20 protein-coding genes are annotated in these 19,836 nt (G+C 44.0%); 9 read left to right on the top strand and 11 right to left on the bottom strand.

Going from position 1 to position 19,836, the window contains the following annotated elements; all coding sequences use genetic code 11:
- Positions 1-19 precede the first annotated feature (19 nt).
- Positions 20-481: a TetR/AcrR family transcriptional regulator gene (locus tag AB4589_RS09045; protein WP_009845738.1), complete on the top strand. Its 462-nt coding sequence runs from the start codon at positions 20-22 to the stop codon at positions 479-481.
- 390 nt (positions 482-871) lie between these two features.
- Here AB4589_RS09045 and AB4589_RS09040 read toward each other — a convergent pair whose 3' ends face one another.
- The 6 genes from AB4589_RS09040 to AB4589_RS09015 form a co-directional block, all read right to left on the bottom strand.
- Positions 872-1,654, bottom strand: a complete 783-nt coding sequence (locus AB4589_RS09040) for a heme ABC transporter ATP-binding protein (protein WP_372100176.1) — start codon at positions 1,652-1,654, stop codon at positions 872-874.
- Positions 1,654-2,691: a FecCD family ABC transporter permease gene (locus AB4589_RS09035; protein ID WP_372100175.1), complete on the bottom strand. Its 1,038-nt coding sequence runs from the start codon at positions 2,689-2,691 to the stop codon at positions 1,654-1,656. Before AB4589_RS09035 ends, AB4589_RS09040 begins: the two co-directional genes overlap by 1 nt.
- A 123-nt stretch (positions 2,692-2,814) precedes the next feature.
- The gene (locus tag AB4589_RS09030; protein ID WP_372100173.1) at positions 2,815-3,705 is read right to left on the bottom strand and encodes a hemin ABC transporter substrate-binding protein; all 891 of its coding nucleotides are present in this window, start codon (positions 3,703-3,705) and stop codon (positions 2,815-2,817) included.
- 175 nt (positions 3,706-3,880) lie between these two features.
- Positions 3,881-4,294 carry a biopolymer transporter ExbD gene (locus AB4589_RS09025; RefSeq protein WP_009845734.1) on the bottom strand — a complete coding sequence of 138 codons (414 nt, stop codon included), beginning with the start codon at positions 4,292-4,294 and terminating at the stop codon, positions 3,881-3,883.
- Complete coding sequence (locus AB4589_RS09020) at positions 4,291-4,992, bottom strand: MotA/TolQ/ExbB proton channel family protein (RefSeq protein WP_012600261.1); 702 nt, start codon at positions 4,990-4,992, stop codon at positions 4,291-4,293. Before AB4589_RS09020 ends, AB4589_RS09025 begins: the two co-directional genes overlap by 4 nt.
- A gap of 2 nt (positions 4,993-4,994) precedes the next feature.
- Entirely contained in the window at positions 4,995-5,756 is a 762-nt protein-coding gene (locus tag AB4589_RS09015; protein ID WP_065678134.1) for an energy transducer TonB, read from the bottom strand.
- 160 nt (positions 5,757-5,916) lie between these two features.
- On the opposite strand from AB4589_RS09015, the gene hutW reads away from it, so the two are divergent.
- The 3 genes from hutW to hutZ all read left to right on the top strand — a co-directional run bounded on the left by hutW (position 5,917) and on the right by hutZ (position 8,577).
- A complete protein-coding gene (gene hutW / locus AB4589_RS09010) occupies positions 5,917-7,326 on the top strand; it encodes a heme anaerobic degradation radical SAM methyltransferase ChuW/HutW (RefSeq protein WP_372100170.1) in 1,410 nt (469 codons plus the stop codon).
- A 58-nt stretch (positions 7,327-7,384) separates the two neighbouring features.
- Positions 7,385-7,906, top strand: a complete 522-nt coding sequence (gene hutX, locus AB4589_RS09005; protein WP_371995628.1) for a heme utilization cystosolic carrier protein HutX — start codon at positions 7,385-7,387, stop codon at positions 7,904-7,906.
- Between the two features lie 140 nt (positions 7,907-8,046).
- Positions 8,047-8,577 carry a heme utilization protein HutZ gene (gene hutZ / locus AB4589_RS09000; protein ID WP_004731858.1) on the top strand — a complete coding sequence of 177 codons (531 nt, stop codon included), beginning with the start codon at positions 8,047-8,049 and terminating at the stop codon, positions 8,575-8,577.
- Positions 8,578-8,630: 53 nt separating this feature from the next.
- On the opposite strand, the gene AB4589_RS08995 is transcribed toward hutZ, so the two are convergent.
- Positions 8,631-9,545: a chemotaxis protein gene (locus AB4589_RS08995; RefSeq protein ID WP_371997865.1), complete on the bottom strand. Its 915-nt coding sequence runs from the start codon at positions 9,543-9,545 to the stop codon at positions 8,631-8,633.
- A 283-nt stretch (positions 9,546-9,828) separates the two neighbouring features.
- Here AB4589_RS08995 and ppiC point away from each other — a divergent pair, with 283 nt between their 5' ends.
- Positions 9,829-10,107: a peptidylprolyl isomerase PpiC gene (gene ppiC / locus AB4589_RS08990; RefSeq protein ID WP_009845728.1), complete on the top strand. Its 279-nt coding sequence runs from the start codon at positions 9,829-9,831 to the stop codon at positions 10,105-10,107.
- Positions 10,108-10,390: 283 nt separating this feature from the next.
- Positions 10,391-11,776 (top strand): alpha-amylase family glycosyl hydrolase, encoded by a 1,386-nt coding sequence (locus tag AB4589_RS08985; RefSeq protein WP_371707050.1) that lies wholly within the window; start codon positions 10,391-10,393, stop codon positions 11,774-11,776.
- Between the two features lie 152 nt (positions 11,777-11,928).
- Here the strand turns inward: AB4589_RS08985 and AB4589_RS08980 are convergent, their stop codons facing one another.
- The 4 genes from AB4589_RS08980 to AB4589_RS08965 form a co-directional block, all read right to left on the bottom strand.
- The gene (locus AB4589_RS08980) at positions 11,929-13,800 is read right to left on the bottom strand and encodes a methyl-accepting chemotaxis protein (RefSeq protein ID WP_012600268.1); all 1,872 of its coding nucleotides are present in this window, start codon (positions 13,798-13,800) and stop codon (positions 11,929-11,931) included.
- Between the two features lie 431 nt (positions 13,801-14,231).
- Entirely contained in the window at positions 14,232-15,602 is a 1,371-nt protein-coding gene (locus tag AB4589_RS08975; RefSeq protein ID WP_012600269.1) for a YjiH family protein, read from the bottom strand.
- Positions 15,603-15,830: 228 nt separating this feature from the next.
- On the bottom strand, positions 15,831-16,505 hold the full coding sequence (locus AB4589_RS08970; protein ID WP_009845723.1) for a YoaK family protein: 675 nt from the start codon (positions 16,503-16,505) through the stop codon (positions 15,831-15,833).
- A 150-nt stretch (positions 16,506-16,655) separates the two neighbouring features.
- Positions 16,656-17,138: a GFA family protein gene (locus AB4589_RS08965; protein WP_017097065.1), complete on the bottom strand. Its 483-nt coding sequence runs from the start codon at positions 17,136-17,138 to the stop codon at positions 16,656-16,658.
- A 32-nt stretch (positions 17,139-17,170) separates the two neighbouring features.
- Here AB4589_RS08965 and AB4589_RS08960 point away from each other — a divergent pair, with 32 nt between their 5' ends.
- The 3 genes from AB4589_RS08960 to AB4589_RS08950 all read left to right on the top strand — a co-directional run bounded on the left by AB4589_RS08960 (position 17,171) and on the right by AB4589_RS08950 (position 19,760).
- Positions 17,171-17,818, top strand: coding sequence for a hypothetical protein (locus AB4589_RS08960; protein ID WP_371704854.1), 648 nt, complete (start codon positions 17,171-17,173; stop codon positions 17,816-17,818).
- Positions 17,819-17,941: 123 nt separating this feature from the next.
- Positions 17,942-18,241 (top strand): isoamylase early set domain-containing protein, encoded by a 300-nt coding sequence (locus AB4589_RS08955; RefSeq protein WP_009845720.1) that lies wholly within the window; start codon positions 17,942-17,944, stop codon positions 18,239-18,241.
- Positions 18,242-18,467: 226 nt separating this feature from the next.
- Entirely contained in the window at positions 18,468-19,760 is a 1,293-nt protein-coding gene (locus tag AB4589_RS08950; RefSeq protein ID WP_372100168.1) for a peptidoglycan DD-metalloendopeptidase family protein, read from the top strand.
- Positions 19,761-19,836: the final 76 nt, after the last annotated feature.

Below are 19,836 nucleotides of genomic sequence, written 5' to 3'. Positions count from 1 at the left end.
CAAAGAGAAGAACCTGAATATGCCAAAGCGTAGTAAAGAAGATACAGAAATCACGATCCAGAAGATCATGGATGCCGTTGTAGACCAACTATTGAGATTGGGTTACGACAAAATGTCATACACGACGTTGAGTCAACAAACAGGCGTTTCTCGTACAGGTATAAGTCATCACTTTCCAAAGAAAACGGATTTTACTGCTGCCTTAGACGGTCGTATTTTCAAGATGTTTATGGAACACATTGACTTTGAAAATGGCCTTGATGCATTTTCGGCTAGCTGGGTTGCAGCACTTGAAGATGCTGAGTTCCTAGCGATCTTACGTTTACTTTTCCATCATATCGTTACAGCTGAGAATGCACATGAGTTCGCGGCAAACGGTATCGACCGCTTGTACAAGCTAACTGAAACTCAGTTTGGTGATGCTAGTGGTAAAGAACTAGAGTGGTTGATTGGTAAATCATTGATTCATATGAGCCAATAATCAACACGCAATAAAAGAAGCTCCTGAGGGGGCTTTTTTTGTACCTGTAGTTTCACTTTTCTTCCTTTTTTCTCTAGCTCTCACACCGTTGTCGTTATCTTGTCTTTGTGATGAATAAAGTTATTTCTTTTCTTTTTAGTTATTTAGGGTTCGCCTGCATTTACTGAGTAACTAAAAGCTTACTAACATTAGCTGATGGTGTCTATTTCTAGAGCCTCAAACGCTCAAGGTGAGCCGTTTTAAGGGGTGTTGTCATGGTAACTAACAAAATTGATTTTAAGGCGAGAGAGGGACTGTGAGACAATAAAAAGCCTCGAAGAAATCGAGGCGGTGAATGGTGTGGTTGTTAGAGAAAGCGAATACTCAAAACGAACCTGTTCTTAATCGAGCTTATTGCGCGGGATGAACCTGGGGAAAGTTCATGGTTGGGTGCTTTTCGACAATACTTGTGTAACCGTACACATCTTCAATCATCGAAGGCTTAAGTGCTTCCCAAGGGCTGCCATCGCAAACTAAGCTCCCCTCTTTCAAAACTATCAATCGATCTGAGTATTGAGCGGCTAGGTTTAAGTCATGTAAAACTACGATAACCGCTGCGTTGTGGTTGTCGGCTAACTCTCTCGCGATCTTTAACGTGTTGTGCTGATGGGCAAGATCCAGTGCTGATGTGGGTTCATCAAGCATCAAGATACATTGGTTACCAGAATAGTGAAGTTGGGTTAGCACTCGAGCCAAGTGAACACGCTGTTTTTCACCGCCAGATAGAGAAGGGTAGAGTCTTTTACTTAGGTGAGACACATCGGCAACATCCATTTTCTGGCTAGCTATGCTAGTGAGCTTTTTGTTGGACTCTTGCAACGGGATACCACCAAGCTCGACAACTTCGTGTGCCAGAAAAGGGAAGGTCAACGTACTATGTTGAGGAAGCATCGCCAAGTGCTTAGCCAACTTTTGAGAAGACCACTTGTCTTTGGTGTGTCCAAAATACTGAATATCACCAGTGCTCGATATCTCCTGACATAAAGCTTTCAGCAGCGTGCTTTTTCCTGCGCCGTTTGGTCCAAGTAGTGTGGTGACCTTTCCTGCTTCAATCTCAATAGATACGCAGTCTAAAATCACTTTGCTGCCAAACTTCACTTCGATGTCGGTTGCTTTTAACGCTGCTGGAAACATTAAAGGATTCTCCCTTTCTGTTGAAATAGTAGATACAAGAAAAATGGAGCGCCGATGATCGCCGTGACAATGCCTACTGGTAGCTCTGCTGGTGCAAGTACGACGCGTGAGAACATGTCTGCAGCTGTTAGTAATAACGCGCCTAATACCGCAGACAATGGGAGTAGTACTCGATGATCTGGGCCCGCCAACATGCGGCCTAAATGAGGGATCACAAGTCCGATAAAGCCAATCATGCCAGATAGGCTAACCGTGATACCAACGCCTGCAGCAGTAAGTAGAATCAGCTTTCGCTTGAGTTTCTGTACTGGGATGCCAAGGTGTTGCGCTTCTGACTCGCCGAGTAATAGAGCATTCAGTGACATTGCTTGGCGGTAGAAAAGAACAAACAACCCAACGAGTGTGACAGCAGCCAGTAAAATGCCGGACCACTTAGCCCCCGCCAATGAACCCATCGACCACAACGAAAGATCACGCAGCATTTGATCATCAGCAATGAAGTTTAAGAAGCCAATACCTGCGCCTGATAGTGCGCTAATTGCCACCCCCGCTAATAACATGATGGTCACCGAGGTACCGAATTTTCCCGTACCTAGCTTATAAACCAACAGGGTAGTTAAAGCGCCACCTAAAAAGGCAAATACTGGAACGGCTGCAAAGTTCATGAAAGCAGGATATTGCAGTGAAAGTTCAGAGAAAAGAACAATAGCCAACGCCGCGCCTAATGCAGCTCCAGCAGAGACGCCTATGATCCCAGGTTCCGCAAGCGGGTTTCGAAACAGCCCCTGCATGACGGCACCACATAATGCGAGAATCGCGCCGATTAGCATACATAAGATGGTTCTCGGTAAGCGGATCTCTTGAATCACCAAATTGATGTGGGGAGCTAAGTCATTGCTGGGTTGGAATAGGCTGGCTGCGCTGTCAGCTAAGCTAATGTCCATAGGCCCAACGGTGACCGAGTACAGCGCGGTTAAGACTAGGATGGCGCCAAAGCCTAACATCGATGTTTTTAGTGGGACGGATCGTAACAACATAAAGAGCCTCAATGTCTATCACTAGCTTCAATCCTCGTAACCGACTTTGCGAAAGCGACGCGGTAATGAGGATTGAGCAAGTAACAGTAAAAACAGGGTAGTGAGTTATAGCGGGTAGATTAGTTATAGTGGATAGATAAGTGCGTTTATTCGCTTCGCTTCAGAAAGGCTTTCAAGACCAAGCCCTCCAACTAGAGCGCTGCCCTTTACGGTAATGATTTGCTTGTTCATGCCTGCTGGCGTTGCCGCTAGCATAGGTAACGATTTAAGAATGGCATCAGCGCCGCCTATTTTTTGGTAGCTACGACCACTGACTAAAATCACATCTGGTTGCATTTCTACCAGTGATTCCATCGATAATGGCTTGTATGACGTTAGGCTTTGAGCCGCAGGGTTAACACCGCCAGCCAGTTCAATGATCGCGTTGGGTGATGTTTCACCGCCAGCAACATTTGCAGGACGACCTTCGTGCAGTAATAGGAACAGAACTTTCTTTGCTTCATTGCTTGGTACTTGATTGGCTTTTAGTGCCGCGATTTTTTGATTCACTTCGGCTTTCACTTGCTGCGAGTGAGCTTCGGTATGCGTTATCTTAGCTATTTGGTCGATTCGCTTTAGTAGCCCTTCAACGTTTGCTTCGGTGTTGACGATTTCGACATCGACACCCACAGATTTTAATTGAGAAATGGCATTGTCTGGCCCCATCTCATCTGAGCCAATCAGTGTTGTTGGCGACAAGGCAATCAAACCTTCTGCAGAAAGGTTTCTGTGGTAACCAATCTTTGGCAGTTTTTTTGATTGAGGTAAGTGACTGGTCACATCAATTGCAATCAACTGCTCTTCAGCACCCAGAGCAAGAACTAATTCGGTAACTGCGCTGCCAGCACTGATGATTCTAAGTTGTTTTACGTCGTCAGCATTGGCGATAGGAGCAGCAAGTACCAACCCCATCGCGGCGATTGCGAGTAAATGTTTGTTGTTCTTTAATTTATTGAGCACTTTTAAGTCTTTCATAATAATGTATTTGTACTTTCTTTTGATGGAGAGTAATCGCGAAGATGGCTTGTGATCAGCCTGTCCGCATGTTGAGTTTGAATCGATAGAGAGCTGGCTTTGGTTATTTGGTCTTATCAATAAAGAGTCCAATCTCATAAAAGGTGCTAGGTCTCATGAAAATTTAAGAGTCGTTCTAGCCTTCCTCCGTGAGTAATTGGGTTGCTGGAATACCGTTTTCTTGTAAGAACGACAACAACTTCACTAAGTTCTCAACGTTAGCTGCTTTATCGGCGCCAATGATGATCGGTTTCTTATCCGATGTGCCTGTTTCTTCTAACAGTGCGATCTTGAAGTTTTCCCAGTCGATGTACTCTTGGCCGTTGATCGCCCAGTAAGGTTCGTGATCTAAGATATTGACGCTAATCGAATCTTTATGAACTTCAGAAACGTTTTTAATATCAGAACTCGGAAGCTCCACTTCTAATGACTCCAACTTCACTGATGCTGTCAGTAGAAGGAAAACCATCACGATAAATATAATGTCCAGTAAGGGTGTTAAATCCGGAACTAAGCTCTGTGTTTGAGATGAGTGGGGCGTTTTAATCATGCTTGGCTCACATCACCGATAGAGGCTTTGCTGACGGGAGTACCTTGAGTGTCGCCAGACTGACTGGTTTGAATTGACATGCCTTCTAGCCAAACATTCACATAATTCAGAGTGTGTTCTAACTGAGCTAGCACTCGATCGGCCCATAACCCGAGTAGTTGAGCTCCTGAAATAGCAGGAAGCGCAATCATCAAACCCGCAGCAGTGGTTCTCATTGCTAATCCAAGACCGTCTGCCAAATCATTAGGCGTGATGCTGCCTGTTGTAGCGGCAACGCCTTTAAACATCTCAATAAGCCCAAGTACTGTGCCAAGCAGGCCAATTAGCGGGCTGATGACGCCGATCAAGCCAAGCAGTCTTAAACCTGCATGAAGCTGGTGGCGTTTCTCTTGTAGCCAAATCCCTGCTGCATCTTCACGTAAACCTTTTGAGAAAGAGTGGTGAGCAAGCAGCATCGACACGCCCTTGTACAGCAGAGGTCGTTTACCAGAAATAGATTGTGCTAATGCTTCGATTTCTTTGCTATTGGTTGGTGAAATCTGATTGAGCTCATGACGAATAGCGCGTTTGCCAACCCCAATGCTTAGCATGACTTGGAAGATACGCTCTGCGATGATCATTGCTGTTAATGCTGAACAGATAAGAAGAGGCCATGTCATTAGGCCAAGTTGATCTTGTAAGTAACTGATTTGTTGCATGGTTAATCCAACTTAAAACGAACAGGTATTTGCACACGGTGAGCAATTGCTCGACCATTTACAGTATGAGGTGAGAACTTCCATTTTTTAATGGCTTTCAAGGCAGCGTTGTCGAGCATTAGTGCGCCTGATGAGTTGACTAATGCCTGTTTAATTTGTTTTCCTTCAGCGTCTAACCAGACCTCATAAGTTGCGACACCTTCAACGCCTCGGCGCCTTGCTTGGCGGGGGTAGCTTGGTGGTGTTGGACGAGCTGAAAAAGAGGGCCTAGTGATTAAAACCGGCTCTTGGTTAGATACGCCTTGGTTAACTTGTCGAGGTTGGTTGGCGGACTCGTCCATATTTTTATCGACTTTTTTGTCGGCCAGCTTTTCTGGTTGAGTCACCGGTTTTTTTTGAATCGGCTTCTTCTCGACTGTCTTCTCCACAACCTTTTTCTCTACTTTCTTGGGCTGAGGCTTATTGGTGATCGCTTTTTTCTTTGGTGCAGGTTTAGCTTGCTTTGGCTCTACTGCTTTCGGTTCGACAGGTTTAGGTTCTGGGTGTGAGAGCGTTTCCTTGATTGGCTCAGGCTCAACTGGCTCTGTAACGGTTTTTTTCTGAGCTTGTGAGGGAACGCTCTTTGGAGTGAAGTTGATCGATACCGTGTTCGATTGGCTACCTGCTGGCATTGCAAAGACTTTGGATTCTTGAGCGACAAATAACATCGCCGCATGAATCACTAACGATGCACCGCCTGCAATAACATATCTAGGTACGTTCACATTCAATCCTTCACCAAATCTAAAATATGTATCGGATTATTGCTTAGAATCTAAATAAGATCAATTATCAATTGCATTATCATTTGCGTCTATTTATGATTCTCTCAGTTTTAGCAAACAGTCTTCCAGGCTTTGCTATATAAGTGTTTAGAGAGATTATATGAGCGTTGATATACATAAGTTTGATGAATCAATTCTGGGCGTTTCTAGCCCAGACCCACTTCGTTTTGCATTTGCCAAAAAGCAATCTGCACATGCTGGGGGAAGCTCAATCCCGGTCGACCCGAGCAAGAAATTGGAAATCTTTGATGAATTGATGCTGAGTGAAGGAAAGAAACAGGATAAACGTTGTTTGTATATCCATATTCCTTTTTGTCGCGTGCGTTGTACGTTCTGCAATTTCTTCCAAAATGCCGCAAGCCGTAAATTAGTGGATGAGTATTTTGATGCACTGATGGTTGAGCTAATGCAAAAAGCCAAAACCTCTTGGGCTCAGTCTGGGCTATTTCACGCCGTCTATATTGGTGGTGGAACACCCACCGATTTATCTCCTCTACAAGTTGAGCTGTTAGGTAAGGCTATTCGTCAACACTTCCCATTAGCGAACGATGTGGAAATGACCTTAGAAGGGCGGATTAATCGATTTGGCGACGAGATGTTTGCTCGTTCGCTGGAAGGTGGCTTCAATCGTTTCTCATTCGGGATTCAAAGTTTCAATACTCAAGTTCGACGCAGTGCTAAGCGCTTGGATGACCGAGAAGTTGTGTTGGAACGTATCAGTTCACGGAGTCGCACTGAACAAGCGCCTATCGTTCTTGATTTGCTATACGGGTTGCCACACCAGTCTATGGAAGTATTTCAACAAGATTTAGAAGACTACATGTCGACTGGCGCACACGGTATTGACCTCTACCAACTGATTGTTTCGGGCAACGCGCCTATGCTTAATCTTGTTGAGAAAGGAAAAATCCCACCACCTGCTAATACGCCAGATAAGGCGAGTATGTACTTGGCGGGCGTTGAGTTCATGGCAAAGCACAAGGTTAAGCAACTGAGCGTGAATCACTGGACTCGTGATAACCGCGAACGCAGCATTTACAACAGCTTAGCGAAAACTTATGCCGAAGTTCTACCCATTGGTTGTGGCGCTGGTGGCAACATCGGTGGTCATGGTGTGATGCAACATCGAACTTTAGACAGCTACATGGAGTCTATAAAGCAAGGTCAATTGCCAATAGCCATGATGACCAAGCAAAGCTCACTAGAGCCAACCTTCTCTTCATTGAAAGCCGGTTTTGATTCTGGTGTTGTAAGAAGAAGTAAGTTGCCGAGTTTTATGGGGCAAGACACGTTTGACTACCTGAAGCCTCTGTTTTCACATTGGGAAAAAAATGGCCTAGTTGATCTTTCGGAAGATTACCTGAGCCTGACTATAGCTGGCAGTTTCTGGGCGGTAAGCCTTGCACAGAGTGTGATTCAAGTGCTTAACACTGAATATCAGACCTCGCACCCAGCACCAACTGCCTCTGGCTTGGGTGCTCACCCGCATGCAAGTTTGAAGCACGCTTAATCTCGAACTTCTAAATTATAACTAACGTCAATCACTCGTTTATACGGAAATCTATTCAATGACAGATACAACATTAGCAATGACAGAAACTTTAGAACAACGTGTCGCACGCATTCTAGAAGAAGAACCAAAACTGCTTCCTACTGCGATTGCTGAGAAGCTAGGTGTTTCAGAGGTTGAAGTTGTCGCTGCTTTTCCTGGAGACATGGCAGTGATGTTAGATGGCAGCCGTGCTCAAGATATTCTAGAAGGTTTGGTTGGTTGGGGCCCAGTGACCACAATTATGCATTCATTTGGCTCAATCTTCGAAGTAAAGGCGCCGTTCCCTAAAGGCAAAGTAGCGCGTGGTTACTACAATCTGATGGGTAAAGAAGGCGAGCTGCATGGCCACTTAAAACTGGATAACATCAAACATATTGGTTTGGTGAGCAAGGCGTTCATGGGGCGTGAAAGTCATTACTTCGGTTTCTTCAGTGAAACAGGCGAGAACATTTTTAAGATCTACCTAGGTCGCAATGAAAAGCGTGAACTTATTGCCGACCAAGTTGAACGCTTTAACGCACTAAAAGAAAAAGCTTAACCAGACTTAACGGCAAGCTTAAATAAGGTTGCTAACTCGTTTAAACAGAACATCAATGCTCGAGGATCGTTTAGTTCGCTAATGATCGCTCAACCTCGAGCAAAATAATAAATCAGAGAAAGTGAAGAAAGGAATTACCAATGGAACAGCAAGTAAAACAAGAACGTCTACAAGGTCGCCTAGGTCCAGAAATTAAAGAATTTCGCCAAGAGCGCCGTACCCTTCAACTTGCAACGGTTGATGAAGAAGGTCGCCCGAACGTAAGTTACGCCCCTTTCGTTCAGAACCAAGAAGGTTATTTTGTTCTAATTTCTGATATTGCTCGTCATGCTCGTAACTTGAAAGCAAACCCTCAAGTCTCTTTGATGATGATTGAAGACGAAGAGAGCTCGAAGCAGCTTTATGCACGTAAGCGTTTAACGTTTGATGCTCAGGCAAGTGTTGTAGAGCGTGAAACGGAGCTTTGGACTCAAGTGATCGGCCAGATGCAAGAGCGTTTCGGCGAGATCATTGATGGTTTGAGCCAGCTTCAAGATTTCTCTCTGTTCAACCTTAAAGCTGAGAATGGCCTGTTCGTAAAAGGCTTTGGTCAGGCATACCAAGTGTCTGGTGATGATCTGGTGGATTTCGTTCACCTGCAAGAAGGCCACAAAAAAGTATCTAACGAATAGTCTCGTTTAACTGGTTACCTAAGAAGCCCTCCTGTGAGAGGGCTTTTTTATGTCTAAGCAGTCATAGCCGCGTCGTTTAAGACTTTCGCTCCGCGCAACATGGCTTCGATTAATTCGCCTGCATTGAATTTCTCTAGCGCTTCATGTGCACCCACCTGATTAGCTCGGTCAACACAGATCTCACTGGATAGTGAAGTATGTAAAATACAGTAGGCATGACTGAGTGCGCTGTCGTTTTGTACTTCAAATGCAAGTTCATAACCATCTAACCCGGGCATCTCGATATCACTCACGAGAAGATCAATTGCTGTACCTTTTGCAGCCTCACCTCGCATCAGGTCAATAGCATCTAAACCGTTGTTACAAATGCTATAAGGGATGTTGATGCTGTCTAAGGCATCAGACAGCTGCTTTCGTGCAATCAAAGAGTCATCAACCAATAGAATGTTCAGAGCTTTTAGGCGTTCTCTCTCGACATCTGTCAGCATCGGAATATGTGCGTTTTCATAAGCAGGGTAAATCTTAGAAAGTAATAACTCTACGTCGAGCATCTGCACGATACGATCTTCAAAACGTGTAATGCCGGTAACAAACACATTGGTTCCTACACTCGCGGGTGGCGACTCAATGCTCTTCCAGTCACATTCAATGATTTTATCAATCGAACGAACCAAGAATGCGACAACGGTTCTTAAGCAATCTGTCACGATGAGCACACAGTCTTGGTATTCAGTCGGTGTGATCGGTCGAAACCCAATAGCCGCAGACATATCAACAACTGGAACCGTAAGTTCGCGAATAGTGACGGTACCAATCACGTGGTGATGAGAGTAAGGGATTTGGGTCATTGGCTGGAAAGGAACGATTTCTCTGACCTTAAGCGTGCCTATCGCAAAACTTTGAGTGAGGGATAACTTGAACATCAGCATTCCCTGTGACTGACTCGCTTTACTTATCGGTTTGGCCATAAGTGGCTCCTACTTAATACGCGCTTAATCTATAAGGATTAATTTAAAGGGAAATGGCATCCGCAGCAAGTCACTATGCGGTTTTTAAAGATCTTTAAGGGAGTTGTTTTCGGTTATAGAGTGAAGAATGACGATTCTTGGGTTAAAATCACGCTAAACGCAGGCGTTTGATGGACTTTTGTCGACAAGTCGTTAGCCGTAAGCTGAATTACAACAGTCAGTACTCTGATGAATTCTACGTAATCATCACAAATAAACTGACCGCAACAAACTGAGAATTATCATGGCAAGAACAGCAGCAGCGCTTCATATATTGGTGAAGCATAAAGAATTAGCAGAAGACATCATGACGCAGCTTAAAAAGGGCGCTAAATTTCAAACGCTAGCGAAGAAGCATTCAACCTGTCCATCTGGTAAAAAGGGCGGCGACCTAGGCGAGTTCAAAAAAGGTCAAATGGTGCCTCAGTTTGATAAGATTTGTTTCTCTGGCGAGACGCTTGTACCACACCTGGTAAAAACAAAATTTGGCTGGCACGTAGTGAAGGTTCTTTACCGAACTTAGTCATTGATATGTGTTAGATTGAATAAAAGGAGCGTAGATACGCTCCTTTTTTGTCATTTTTGGGCGCATTTAAAAACATTATGGCTGAGTGTTCATCCCAGACGTTATGCGATAATTGGCGCTACGCCCTTAACTATCCACCTTGACTAATCGGTGGGAGGAGGAGGGGTTTTAATGAGTAACTCATATAATAAACACCATTCTTAAGGAAATTTATGCAGCTTTGCCTTTTAGCCTTTGTATTTATCTAGAAAGCTGTAAACGAGTTTGGTAGGAGAACAACATGGAGAGTTCAGCTATGTTAAGCACCCCAGCGACAGATGTTATATTGCATGCTTTTGACTGGTGCTACGCTGACGTAATGAAGAACGCCTCTCTGATTCAAGAGTTGGGTTATAAATCTGTTTTAGTCTCGCCGGCAATGAAGTCGTTACGAGGGCCTAAAGGCTGTGATCGAGATACAGGTACCCAATGGTGGCAGCGCTATCAACCCCAAGATTATCGTGTGATCGATAATCAGCTTGGTGATACGCAAGACTTCACTGCAATGGTGAACACGTTAAAGCAACATGGGCTTCGTACCTATGTGGACGTTGTGTTTAACCACATGGCTAACGAGTCGAGTATTCGCGGTGATTTGACGTATCCAAATCAACAAGACATGGCGTCTTACCAACAAGATTCTGAGTATTACGAATCCGTTCGTTTGTTTGGTGATCTTTCTAAACCTTTGTTTGATGAGAACGACTTTGTCGAAGCGTTTGGTATCAAGAACTGGAAAGACACTTGGGAGGTGCAAAACGGACGTATTACTGGTGGAGCAAGCGATCCAGGCCTGCCAACGCTGTTAGACAACGACAATGTGGTTACACAGCAGCGAGCTTACCTAAAAGCCTTGAAAGTGATTGGTGTGAAAGGGTTTCGCATCGACGCAGCGAAACACATGACACTGTCACATCTACGTAAGGTTTGGACTGATGATATCTGTGAAGAAATGCATATCTTTGGCGAGATCATTACTGACGGTGGTGCAACCAAAGAAGAGTACGAACTGTTCCTCGAGCCTTACCTTAAACACACTCGTTTAGGGGCGTATGATTTTCCGCTATTCAATACCATCTTCAAAGCTTTTGAAGAGCAGGGCAGTTTTAAGTCTCTGATCAACCCATACTGTTTTGGTCAAGCTCTGTCGAACATGCGAGCGATCACTTTTGCTGTCACTCATGACATTCCAAATAACGAGGTGTTTTTGGAACATGTGATGGATGAAGTCGACGAGCAATTAGCTCACGCCTTTATTCTTGGACGAGATGGCGGTGTGCCGCTTGTTTACAGTGAGCTCAGCACCAGCGGTATTCTGGACAAGAGTGGCCAACCTCGTTGGCTTAACGACTGGCAAGCGCCTTATATGAAAAACATGATTCAATTCCATAACCATGTTCATGGCGAAGCGATGCAGGTGGTTGAAGCCAATGATGACTTGTTGGTGTTTGTTCGTGGCGACAAAGGCATTGTGGTGATTAATAAATCGAAACGAAGCAAGACGGCCTCATTAAATTGGACAGGCGCTGTGACGGATCTGTTGTCTGGCGAAGTGTTCGAATGTGTTGGTAAGGACTTAACTATTAAGGTTGAATCTAACCAGTGCATGATGCTGACGACCAACTAGCTCGAGCCTGTTACGAGTTAGAAAGCAAATTTTGCAAAGAAAACCCCGCTTACTGATTACCAGTAAGCGGGTTTTTTTATTTAAAGCTGTTTATTGCTTACTAAACAGGGTGTTAGTTAAACAAGGTGTTAGTTAGCTAAACGCTAAGGCGGTTAAACCGTAAACTTGTTTAATAGTTCGTCTTGTTGGCGAACATTGTCAGTTTGAACTTGCATTGCTGTGTTTGCGTCTTGAGCTGCGTTCGATACCTGTGTTGAAAGGTCTTTGATCTTAACTGTGTTGTTGTTGATCTCTTCCGCTACTAAACTCTGCTCTTCAGCTGCTGAAGCAATCTGAATATTCATATCAGAGATGCGCTGAATCGCGTCGCGGATGCGGTCAAGTGAAGAGTTTGCTTGCTGAGCGCGTTCAACGGCGTCAGTGGCTGTGTCTTTACTTTGATTCATCGCGTTAGATACAGAGCTTGCACCCGCTTGGAGCTGCTCAATCATGTTGCGGATCTCTGTGGTCGATTCTTGAGTACGTTGCGCTAGTGTGCGAACTTCATCGGCAACGACAGCGAAACCACGGCCCGATTCACCAGCACGCGCCGCTTCAATAGCAGCATTCAATGCAAGTAGGTTGGTTTGGTCTGCGATATCGTTGATTACTTTAAGAATCGTCTCGATATTTGCTGTTGCTGATTCAAGTACTTGTACTTCTGCAACCGCTTGGTCGATACGCGCTGAAAGGTTATCAATCGCTTGAGTCGTGTCACTTACTACAGATGTACCGTCTAGTGTCGCATCGTCAGCTTCACGAGCCGCGGCGGCTGCGCCTTGAGCGTTGTTTGCTACTTCCGTTGCGGTAACGGCCATCTCGTTCATTGCGGTGGCTAGCTGTTCAAGCTCTTGCAGCTGAGTATTCATCGCATTCGCTGACTCACCCGCGCCTTTTACTGTGATTTCAGTGCCACGTTTAATCTCAACACCAATCGCTTTGGATTGAATGATTTGATTTTGCAGGTTTTCAGTAAAGGTGTTGAAGCCTTTCGCAAGGTCAGAGAACTCTTTATCTGTATTGGTATCTAGACGTTTAGTTAAGTCACCTTGTCCGCTCGCAACATCTTGAATGGCTTGGTTAAGCGTCTCAAGCGGGCGCATTAACACACGAATAAGGACGGTTAATGCAATGATGCTGAGAATAACCGCAATTAAAGAGTAGATTATCGAGCTGTTTTTCAGATCTTCAACCGTTTGGAATGCGATCTCTTCATCAAGTATTGCGCCGATGTACCAATCTTCACTTGGGATGTGAGTGAAGTTCACTAGGAACTTTTTACCGTCGACTTCAATTTGTTGAGATCCCTCGCGAATAGTCGCTTGTGGCAGGTAGCTTGATAGCGTTTCGCCATTGTTCTTAGCATTAGGGTGAGCAATCGTCGTGCCGTCGGCAGTGACTAGGAATAAGTAACCCGCGTCAAACAAGTTCACTTGGTTTACCAAGGTCGCAAGGTTGGTTAGTTCTAGGTCGTAGAACATACCTGCAGTGAAACGGCCGTTTTCTTGCACTGGCGTACCAATTGAAATGATGACTTTCTTGCTTGATACGTCCACATAAGGGTCGGTAACAACTAAACTGTTTTTGGACTTAGCATCAATGAACCAAGGGCGGATTCGTGGGTCGTAATCCGGGCCAGCTTCCCAACCATCATCATTTTCAATAACGAAACCGTTTGCGTCATAACCAAAACCAACCGCGAGAAAGCTGCCTTTAAGTTTTGGCTTTTCTAGGATGTTTTGAACGTAGGTACGATCTTGAGGGTTGATTTCGATGACTTCAGTCGTCGACTGAGCCAGTGCTTTCTTAGCATTCATCTCTGATGCTACGGTGTTCTTAATACCAGAGACCATCTCTTTCAGGCTTGCATTGACGTGGTTCTCTACAGCACTTTTTACGGTGTAAAGTTGCTGTATTGAAAGCAATGATACTGTCACTAATAGCAAGGCTGATGATGCTGCAACCACCTTATGGCTAAATTTCATTGTGTTTTCCTCTTCTCACAAGCTTTGCGAAAACTAAAGTTAATCGTGTTTTGTAATTATATATATCGACAGGGTTGAAGTTTACTTGAATGTAATTTCACAAAATAGACTACAAAAATACAACAACCCGCACAACGTAAAATTCAGTTAATTACATACTTGCTACTTTTGCTATTTGGTTCAATGAGTTGAAGAGTTAGCTTAATCAAAGGTAAAGAAAGTGAGGAGGGTATTAATTTGGCGAGTATGCGTGTGGTTTATTATATGAGGGAGAGGTGTAAGGGAATTAATATGAAATCAAATGATATTCTCAATTCGTATATTGGCGATATTTTAAACCGGAGAGTGAATATATTAGGCGAAAAAAAGCCCCACAAAAGTGAGGCTATTACAAATCAGGTTATTTATTACACTGTATCAGTACGTCTAATTTAAAATATTAGATGCGCTACACCTGCGATAACTGGAAGCGTAATTAACGTACGTAGAATAAAGATAATAAACAGTTCTAAGATGTTCACTGGAATCTTACTGCCTAGAAGTAGAGCGCCTACTTCAGACATGTAGATCAGCTGAGTTACCGACATTGCTGCAATAACAAAGCGAGTCATCTCGTTGTCGATAGAAGCGGCAAGGATCGCTGGGATGAACATATCCGCAAAACCAACAACAATGGTTTCAGATGCTGCAACCGCTTCAGGTACTCCAAGTAGCTCAAGGAATGGAATGAAAGGCTGACCTAGGAATGAGAACACAGATGTGTATTCTGCAATAACCAATGCCATTGTACCTAGACCCATTACAACAGGAAGAACGCCAAATACCATGTCGACTGCGTTACGAATGCCTTCACCAAATACAGACTTAGCAGACTTAACTTGTGATGCCTTATTTACCGCGAGTTCAAGACCCCAAGAGAAAGTCGAGTGACCCGCTGGGATTGCATCAGCATCTTTGTGAGGTTTTGTACCATCAATGAAGGTGTCTTTCTTCATGCTCAGTGGAGGAAGGCGAGGGATGATTACCGCGGCCACAATACCTGCTAAGCAGATTGCTGCGTAGAAAGGTAGGAATAGGTGCTCTAGTTCTACTTGAGCAATCACTACAAGGCTGAACGTGATAGATACTGCTGAGAAAGTCGTACCAACAACAGCGGCTTCACGTTGAGTGTAGAATTTCTTCTCGTACTGTTTGCTTGTAAGCAGGATACCAACGCTGCCGTCACCTAACCAAGAAGCCATACAATCGATAGCACTACGACCCGGCAGGTTGAAGATTGGACGCATCACTTTACTTAGTAAGGTGCCAAACAGTTCTAACAAACCGAAGTTAAGTAGAAGTGGTAATAGTAAACCGGCAAAGATGAATACTGAAAATAGAGTCGGCAATAGGCCCTCTAACACGAGACCACCGGTGTTTTCTTCCCAGATAAACTCAGGGCCAACTTGGAAGAAAGCCATGAATGCTGCAGCACCACCGATAATACGAACCAACAACCACAGTGGAGATGGGTTGAAAAGGCCGTTTAGAAATGAATTCGATGTAATGAATGTAGGTTTGAAAATGGTGCTTAACACGGAAGCTACAGACATGAAGGCAACGATTGCAGTGATAATAGCAACTAGAGACTCACCGAAAACCGCTTGAATTGATTTGGCTAGAATAGCGACAGGGATCGTGAGATCACCTTGGTAGCTAATTGGCGCCATGAAGAGGAACAAACCAATCAGAGATGGGATTAAGAAAACCCAGAAACTGCCTTTAGATTTCTCTGGTTGAGCAGTATTCGTGTTGTTAGACATGTTAATTATTCTCGTATTTCTACATGTAAAAAAGCCACATCCTTGGCATTTTTATTCTCTAAACATCCGTATTTTCTCATTGGGTGCAAGATTACCGAGTATTAATATCACTTGCAATACTATTCATCAAATATCGCTAAATATTCACGCAGGTTATTCTGCAACAAATTATGAGTTTAGAATAAAGTGTTGCAGATGTTACATATTCTCATGGTTATTACTAGGCGTTTATAAATTTACTGAGGCTTCAGTTCGATAAGTTAGGTAGAGCCAGTAGCTAAACGCGACAATGAACGCGAAAGAGGCAGGGAAAGCCAGTGCCAAAATTTCAAAGCGCTGGAACAGGCAAGCACCACTTAAACCACCAAACAGAAAGCCAACAACGATGAACATAAGAAGTTTGGCTTTACGGCGGTCAAAAGGCATCCCCTTTAAGCGTGCGCCAATCATGATCCCAAGGTCTGTGATGATCCCGCTCATGTGTGTGGTGCGAATGATCGCCCCGCTATAGGTGGTGATCATTGCGTTCTGCAACCCACACGCGGCTGAAGCGAAATACTGGCCTGAAGTGTAGCCTTGTAACAGTGCCCAAAGCGCCAAGAACAGCAATCCACCCTCAATACATAGTGCAACACCGTAACGGCGTCCTAACTTCAATGCTTGATTTTCGATAAAGAATCCACTGAACGCGGCACCTAGCATAAAGCTCATAATGATTAGCAGGAGGTGCATAGAAGTTGAAGTCGGCGTGAGTAGGCTGCTGCCAAGTAAAGACATGGTGCCTGAAATATGGGAGATAGCTTGATGTTGGAAGCCGAGTAAACCAATAGCATTAACGCTGCCAGCAAGGCCCGCTAACAGTAAGGCGCCGTATTCAACCCAGCGAGGTAGTTTAGAAATCATGTGGTTCACCCTGGGTTAAAAAGAGGAGCAGATTATAACGCTAGCGAAAAGATACGCTAGCGTTGTAGAACGTTGATATTTGATCTTAGGCAACAGTCTTGCAGTTTGTTCCAATACTGTTGCTTTATAGAGATAATGGTCAGTAACAAGCTAGTTGTAATGACTCATCTGGTGGTCAAATTTGACCCATCCGTGTTTGTGTTCTTCGTAGACTGAAAAGCTTGGTAGCGGAAAGTCTTGCTCTTTAAATAGTCCTAGCGGGACGACATAAAAATCGGCGGCGGCAACCGACTGCAATAGCATGGTAGTGCCACATTTAGGGCAAAACTGGTAGGTGACTTCATTGCCCGTGTCACTGATACGTGAAAAGGAGGTGACCTCTCCGTTGAGTGTCACTTGTTGTATGGGAAATCGAGCCTGAACCCCGAACACACTTCCGGTGCGCTTCTGACATTCATAACAATGGCATACGGAGGTGCGTTGAGGCTCGCCTCTGCAGACTAAATTGACGGCTCCACAGCGGCATTCGCAACTTCTGATATTCTTCTCTTTAATATGATTGATATCCATCCATGCTCCACTTCTGGTTAACCCTGTATTGATAATTATACTAAAGCCCTTTATGGTCTGCACAACTGGATGAAAACAAAAGAATATAATTGCTCATGAAAAAGAAAATCTTACCTATACCTCTGATTTTACTGATTCCTATTGTCATGCTGGTTGTGGTGATACTGGCGGGTATTTATCGCTTTAGCTTAAGTGACGAAGAGATCTTGGCGAAGTTTCCTTCTTCTCAAGTCAGTTATGACCCTGTTGTTGAAACCGTTTTTGATTTGAAGACGACTAACCCATGGACAATCAAAGTTCCTGAAACCAACGCGTACGCCTTTATTAATGAAGTCGATGGACCAAGATCAATCGCGTTTGGACGCTATGACTCCGGTGTTGAGCGTGGTGTGGTCACCGTAGACACCAACAACCTTTCAAGTGTCACGTTAGGCAAGGCGAGTTTCTTTGTTGCACCTATGTGGGTATCTAACCAAGGCAGTGGCGTTTTCTATTATCTTGGCCTGTTTAAACATGACCAGCATCGAAGCCGTGTCGTGTTAGTTGACCAATTCTTTCTTGGTGATCGTGTGAGGATCCAAACTTTAGAGATAACTCAACTGCTCGATTCACAAAGCAAACTCTCTGGGGAAGGTTTTATCGGTTTTACTCGACATTCTGCGGAACAATCTTTTCCAGAATTGCAATCTGAAAAGGTGTTAATGAGTTTTTCTTTCAATACGCAATCAATTGATGAGCAATGACATTTTTGTTAGGGCAAGGAACTGTTGTTTATGTGAGCTAAATTACATATTATCTTAAGTAGATGAATGAAATTTAGACACACTTAGCTTTGTGTCTGCTTACTTTACAAATGGAGCTTGCGAATGATTAATAAACGTTTTTTTAAGACGAAAGATGAAGTTGAAGTGACTTTCGAGCTAGAAGCTCAAGAAGCTAATTCCGTATCTATCGTTGCCGACTTTCTGGATTGGAAAGCGACCCCAATGAAAAAACTGGCGAAAGGGAAGGTTTACAAGTTTAAAACTCGTCTTCCGAAAGATGGCGAGTTTCAATTTCGCTACCTAGTTGATGATCAACAATGGGTGAACGATGCGAATGCTGATCGTTATATCCCGAATGAATTTGGTGAAGACAATTGCTTGGTATCGACAGTTAACGCTTAGTTGAAATAGTATGAATTAGTTAAAAAGCAGGAACTAGATGTTTCTGCTTTTTAATGTCTAAATCGTTGGTTCATTAAATTTTTGAGTTGTGCCTATTTCATTAACGGTAACTCAATGACTTAGCCGAGATTGCGCAGATTCACATCATATTATGACAATGCAATGATGATTTATACGCCTGAAAAGCATATCCTGTGCTTTTATATCGTAGAAAGACCTGTTTACCGTGTATTCAAAAATATTTTCCTCTCCGTTTGCTGAGCTTTCACCTGTAAAAAAAGCAGCAATTTTAGGATTGCCACTTATTGCAGTGATTAGTGTTGCTTTGCAATATTCACAATCAAATCTGACGAAAACGATCGATCTTGATTTGCCAGACTCAACTGTTATTGAGTCAATTCTGTCACCTCCTTCTGCTACCGTTATTGAGCCACCGACGTTTGAATATCAAATTCAATCAGGTGATAACTTAAGTAGCATCTTCACTCAGCTTGGGTTTTCTTATAACTCGATGATGAGCGTGATGGAAACCGATTTGAACTTCCTTGCGTTAGACACGCTTCGTCCGGGTAATACATTACGCTTTTGGCGTGACGAAGCGACGGGCAACCTTTCAAAAATGGAACTTCAATTTAGTGTCGCGGACAAAGTGGTTTATCGACTGCTTGATGATGGCAGCTACGAATTCGAAGATATTTCTATTCCGGGTGAATGGAAGCAGAAACCTCTAGTGGGTGATATTCAAGGCAGTTTCTCTATGTCAGCGAACAAAGTTGGCCTGAACAGTATTGAGATTGACCATATTGTGACTCTTCTCAAAGATAAACTAAATTTCAGCCGAGACTTACGTGCGGGTGATCAGTTTGAAGTGCTTCAAAAAGCGCAATTCGTTGATGGTGTCGCAACCGGGAAACGTGAAATAGAAGCCATCAAGATCATGAACCGTAACCGTGTTGTTTCAGCGTACTTACACACTGACGGGCAATATTACGATGCCAATGGTGATAGCTTACAACGCGCTTTCCAACGTTACCCTGTGAGCAGTGGCTGGCGTCAAAGTTCTCAGTTTAATCCTAAGCGCTTACACCCTGTGACTGGGCGAGTCTCTCCGCATAACGGCACAGATTTCGCGACGCCAATTGGCACACCCGTTCAAGCAACAGGTGATGGTAAAGTGATCATGACTCGTAAGCACCCATATGCGGGTAACTATGTGGTGATTCAGCATGGCAGCACATACAAAACACGCTACCTACACTTGAGTAAGATCCTCGTTCGTAAAGGACAAGCGGTATCTCGTGGTCAGCGTATTGGCTTATCAGGTAAAACGGGCCGAGTGACGGGGGCGCACTTACATTACGAATTGATCGAACGTGGTCGTCCTGTCAATGCAATGAAAGCGAATATTCCTATGGCCGACTCTGTGCCGAAAAAGGAAAAAGCGACATTCGTAGCCGCTAGAGATGAAGCCGACAAGCTATTAAAGAAAGCTTTAGAAAAACAATCGAATAATAGCTAGGGCGTGTTGATCTTTCGAGCTGATTTTTGCAGCGAGTTGCAGGGTATTTATACAAGACAGAGGCTTTGATGTGTAG

Source organism: Vibrio sp. 10N.222.49.A3 (genome assembly GCF_041475145.1).
In the GTDB taxonomy this organism is placed as follows: Bacteria; Pseudomonadota; Gammaproteobacteria; order Enterobacterales; family Vibrionaceae; genus Vibrio; species Vibrio tasmaniensis_A.
Note: the sequence above shows the minus strand (reverse complement) of the source record. Positions and strands in the feature narration are given on the sequence as shown.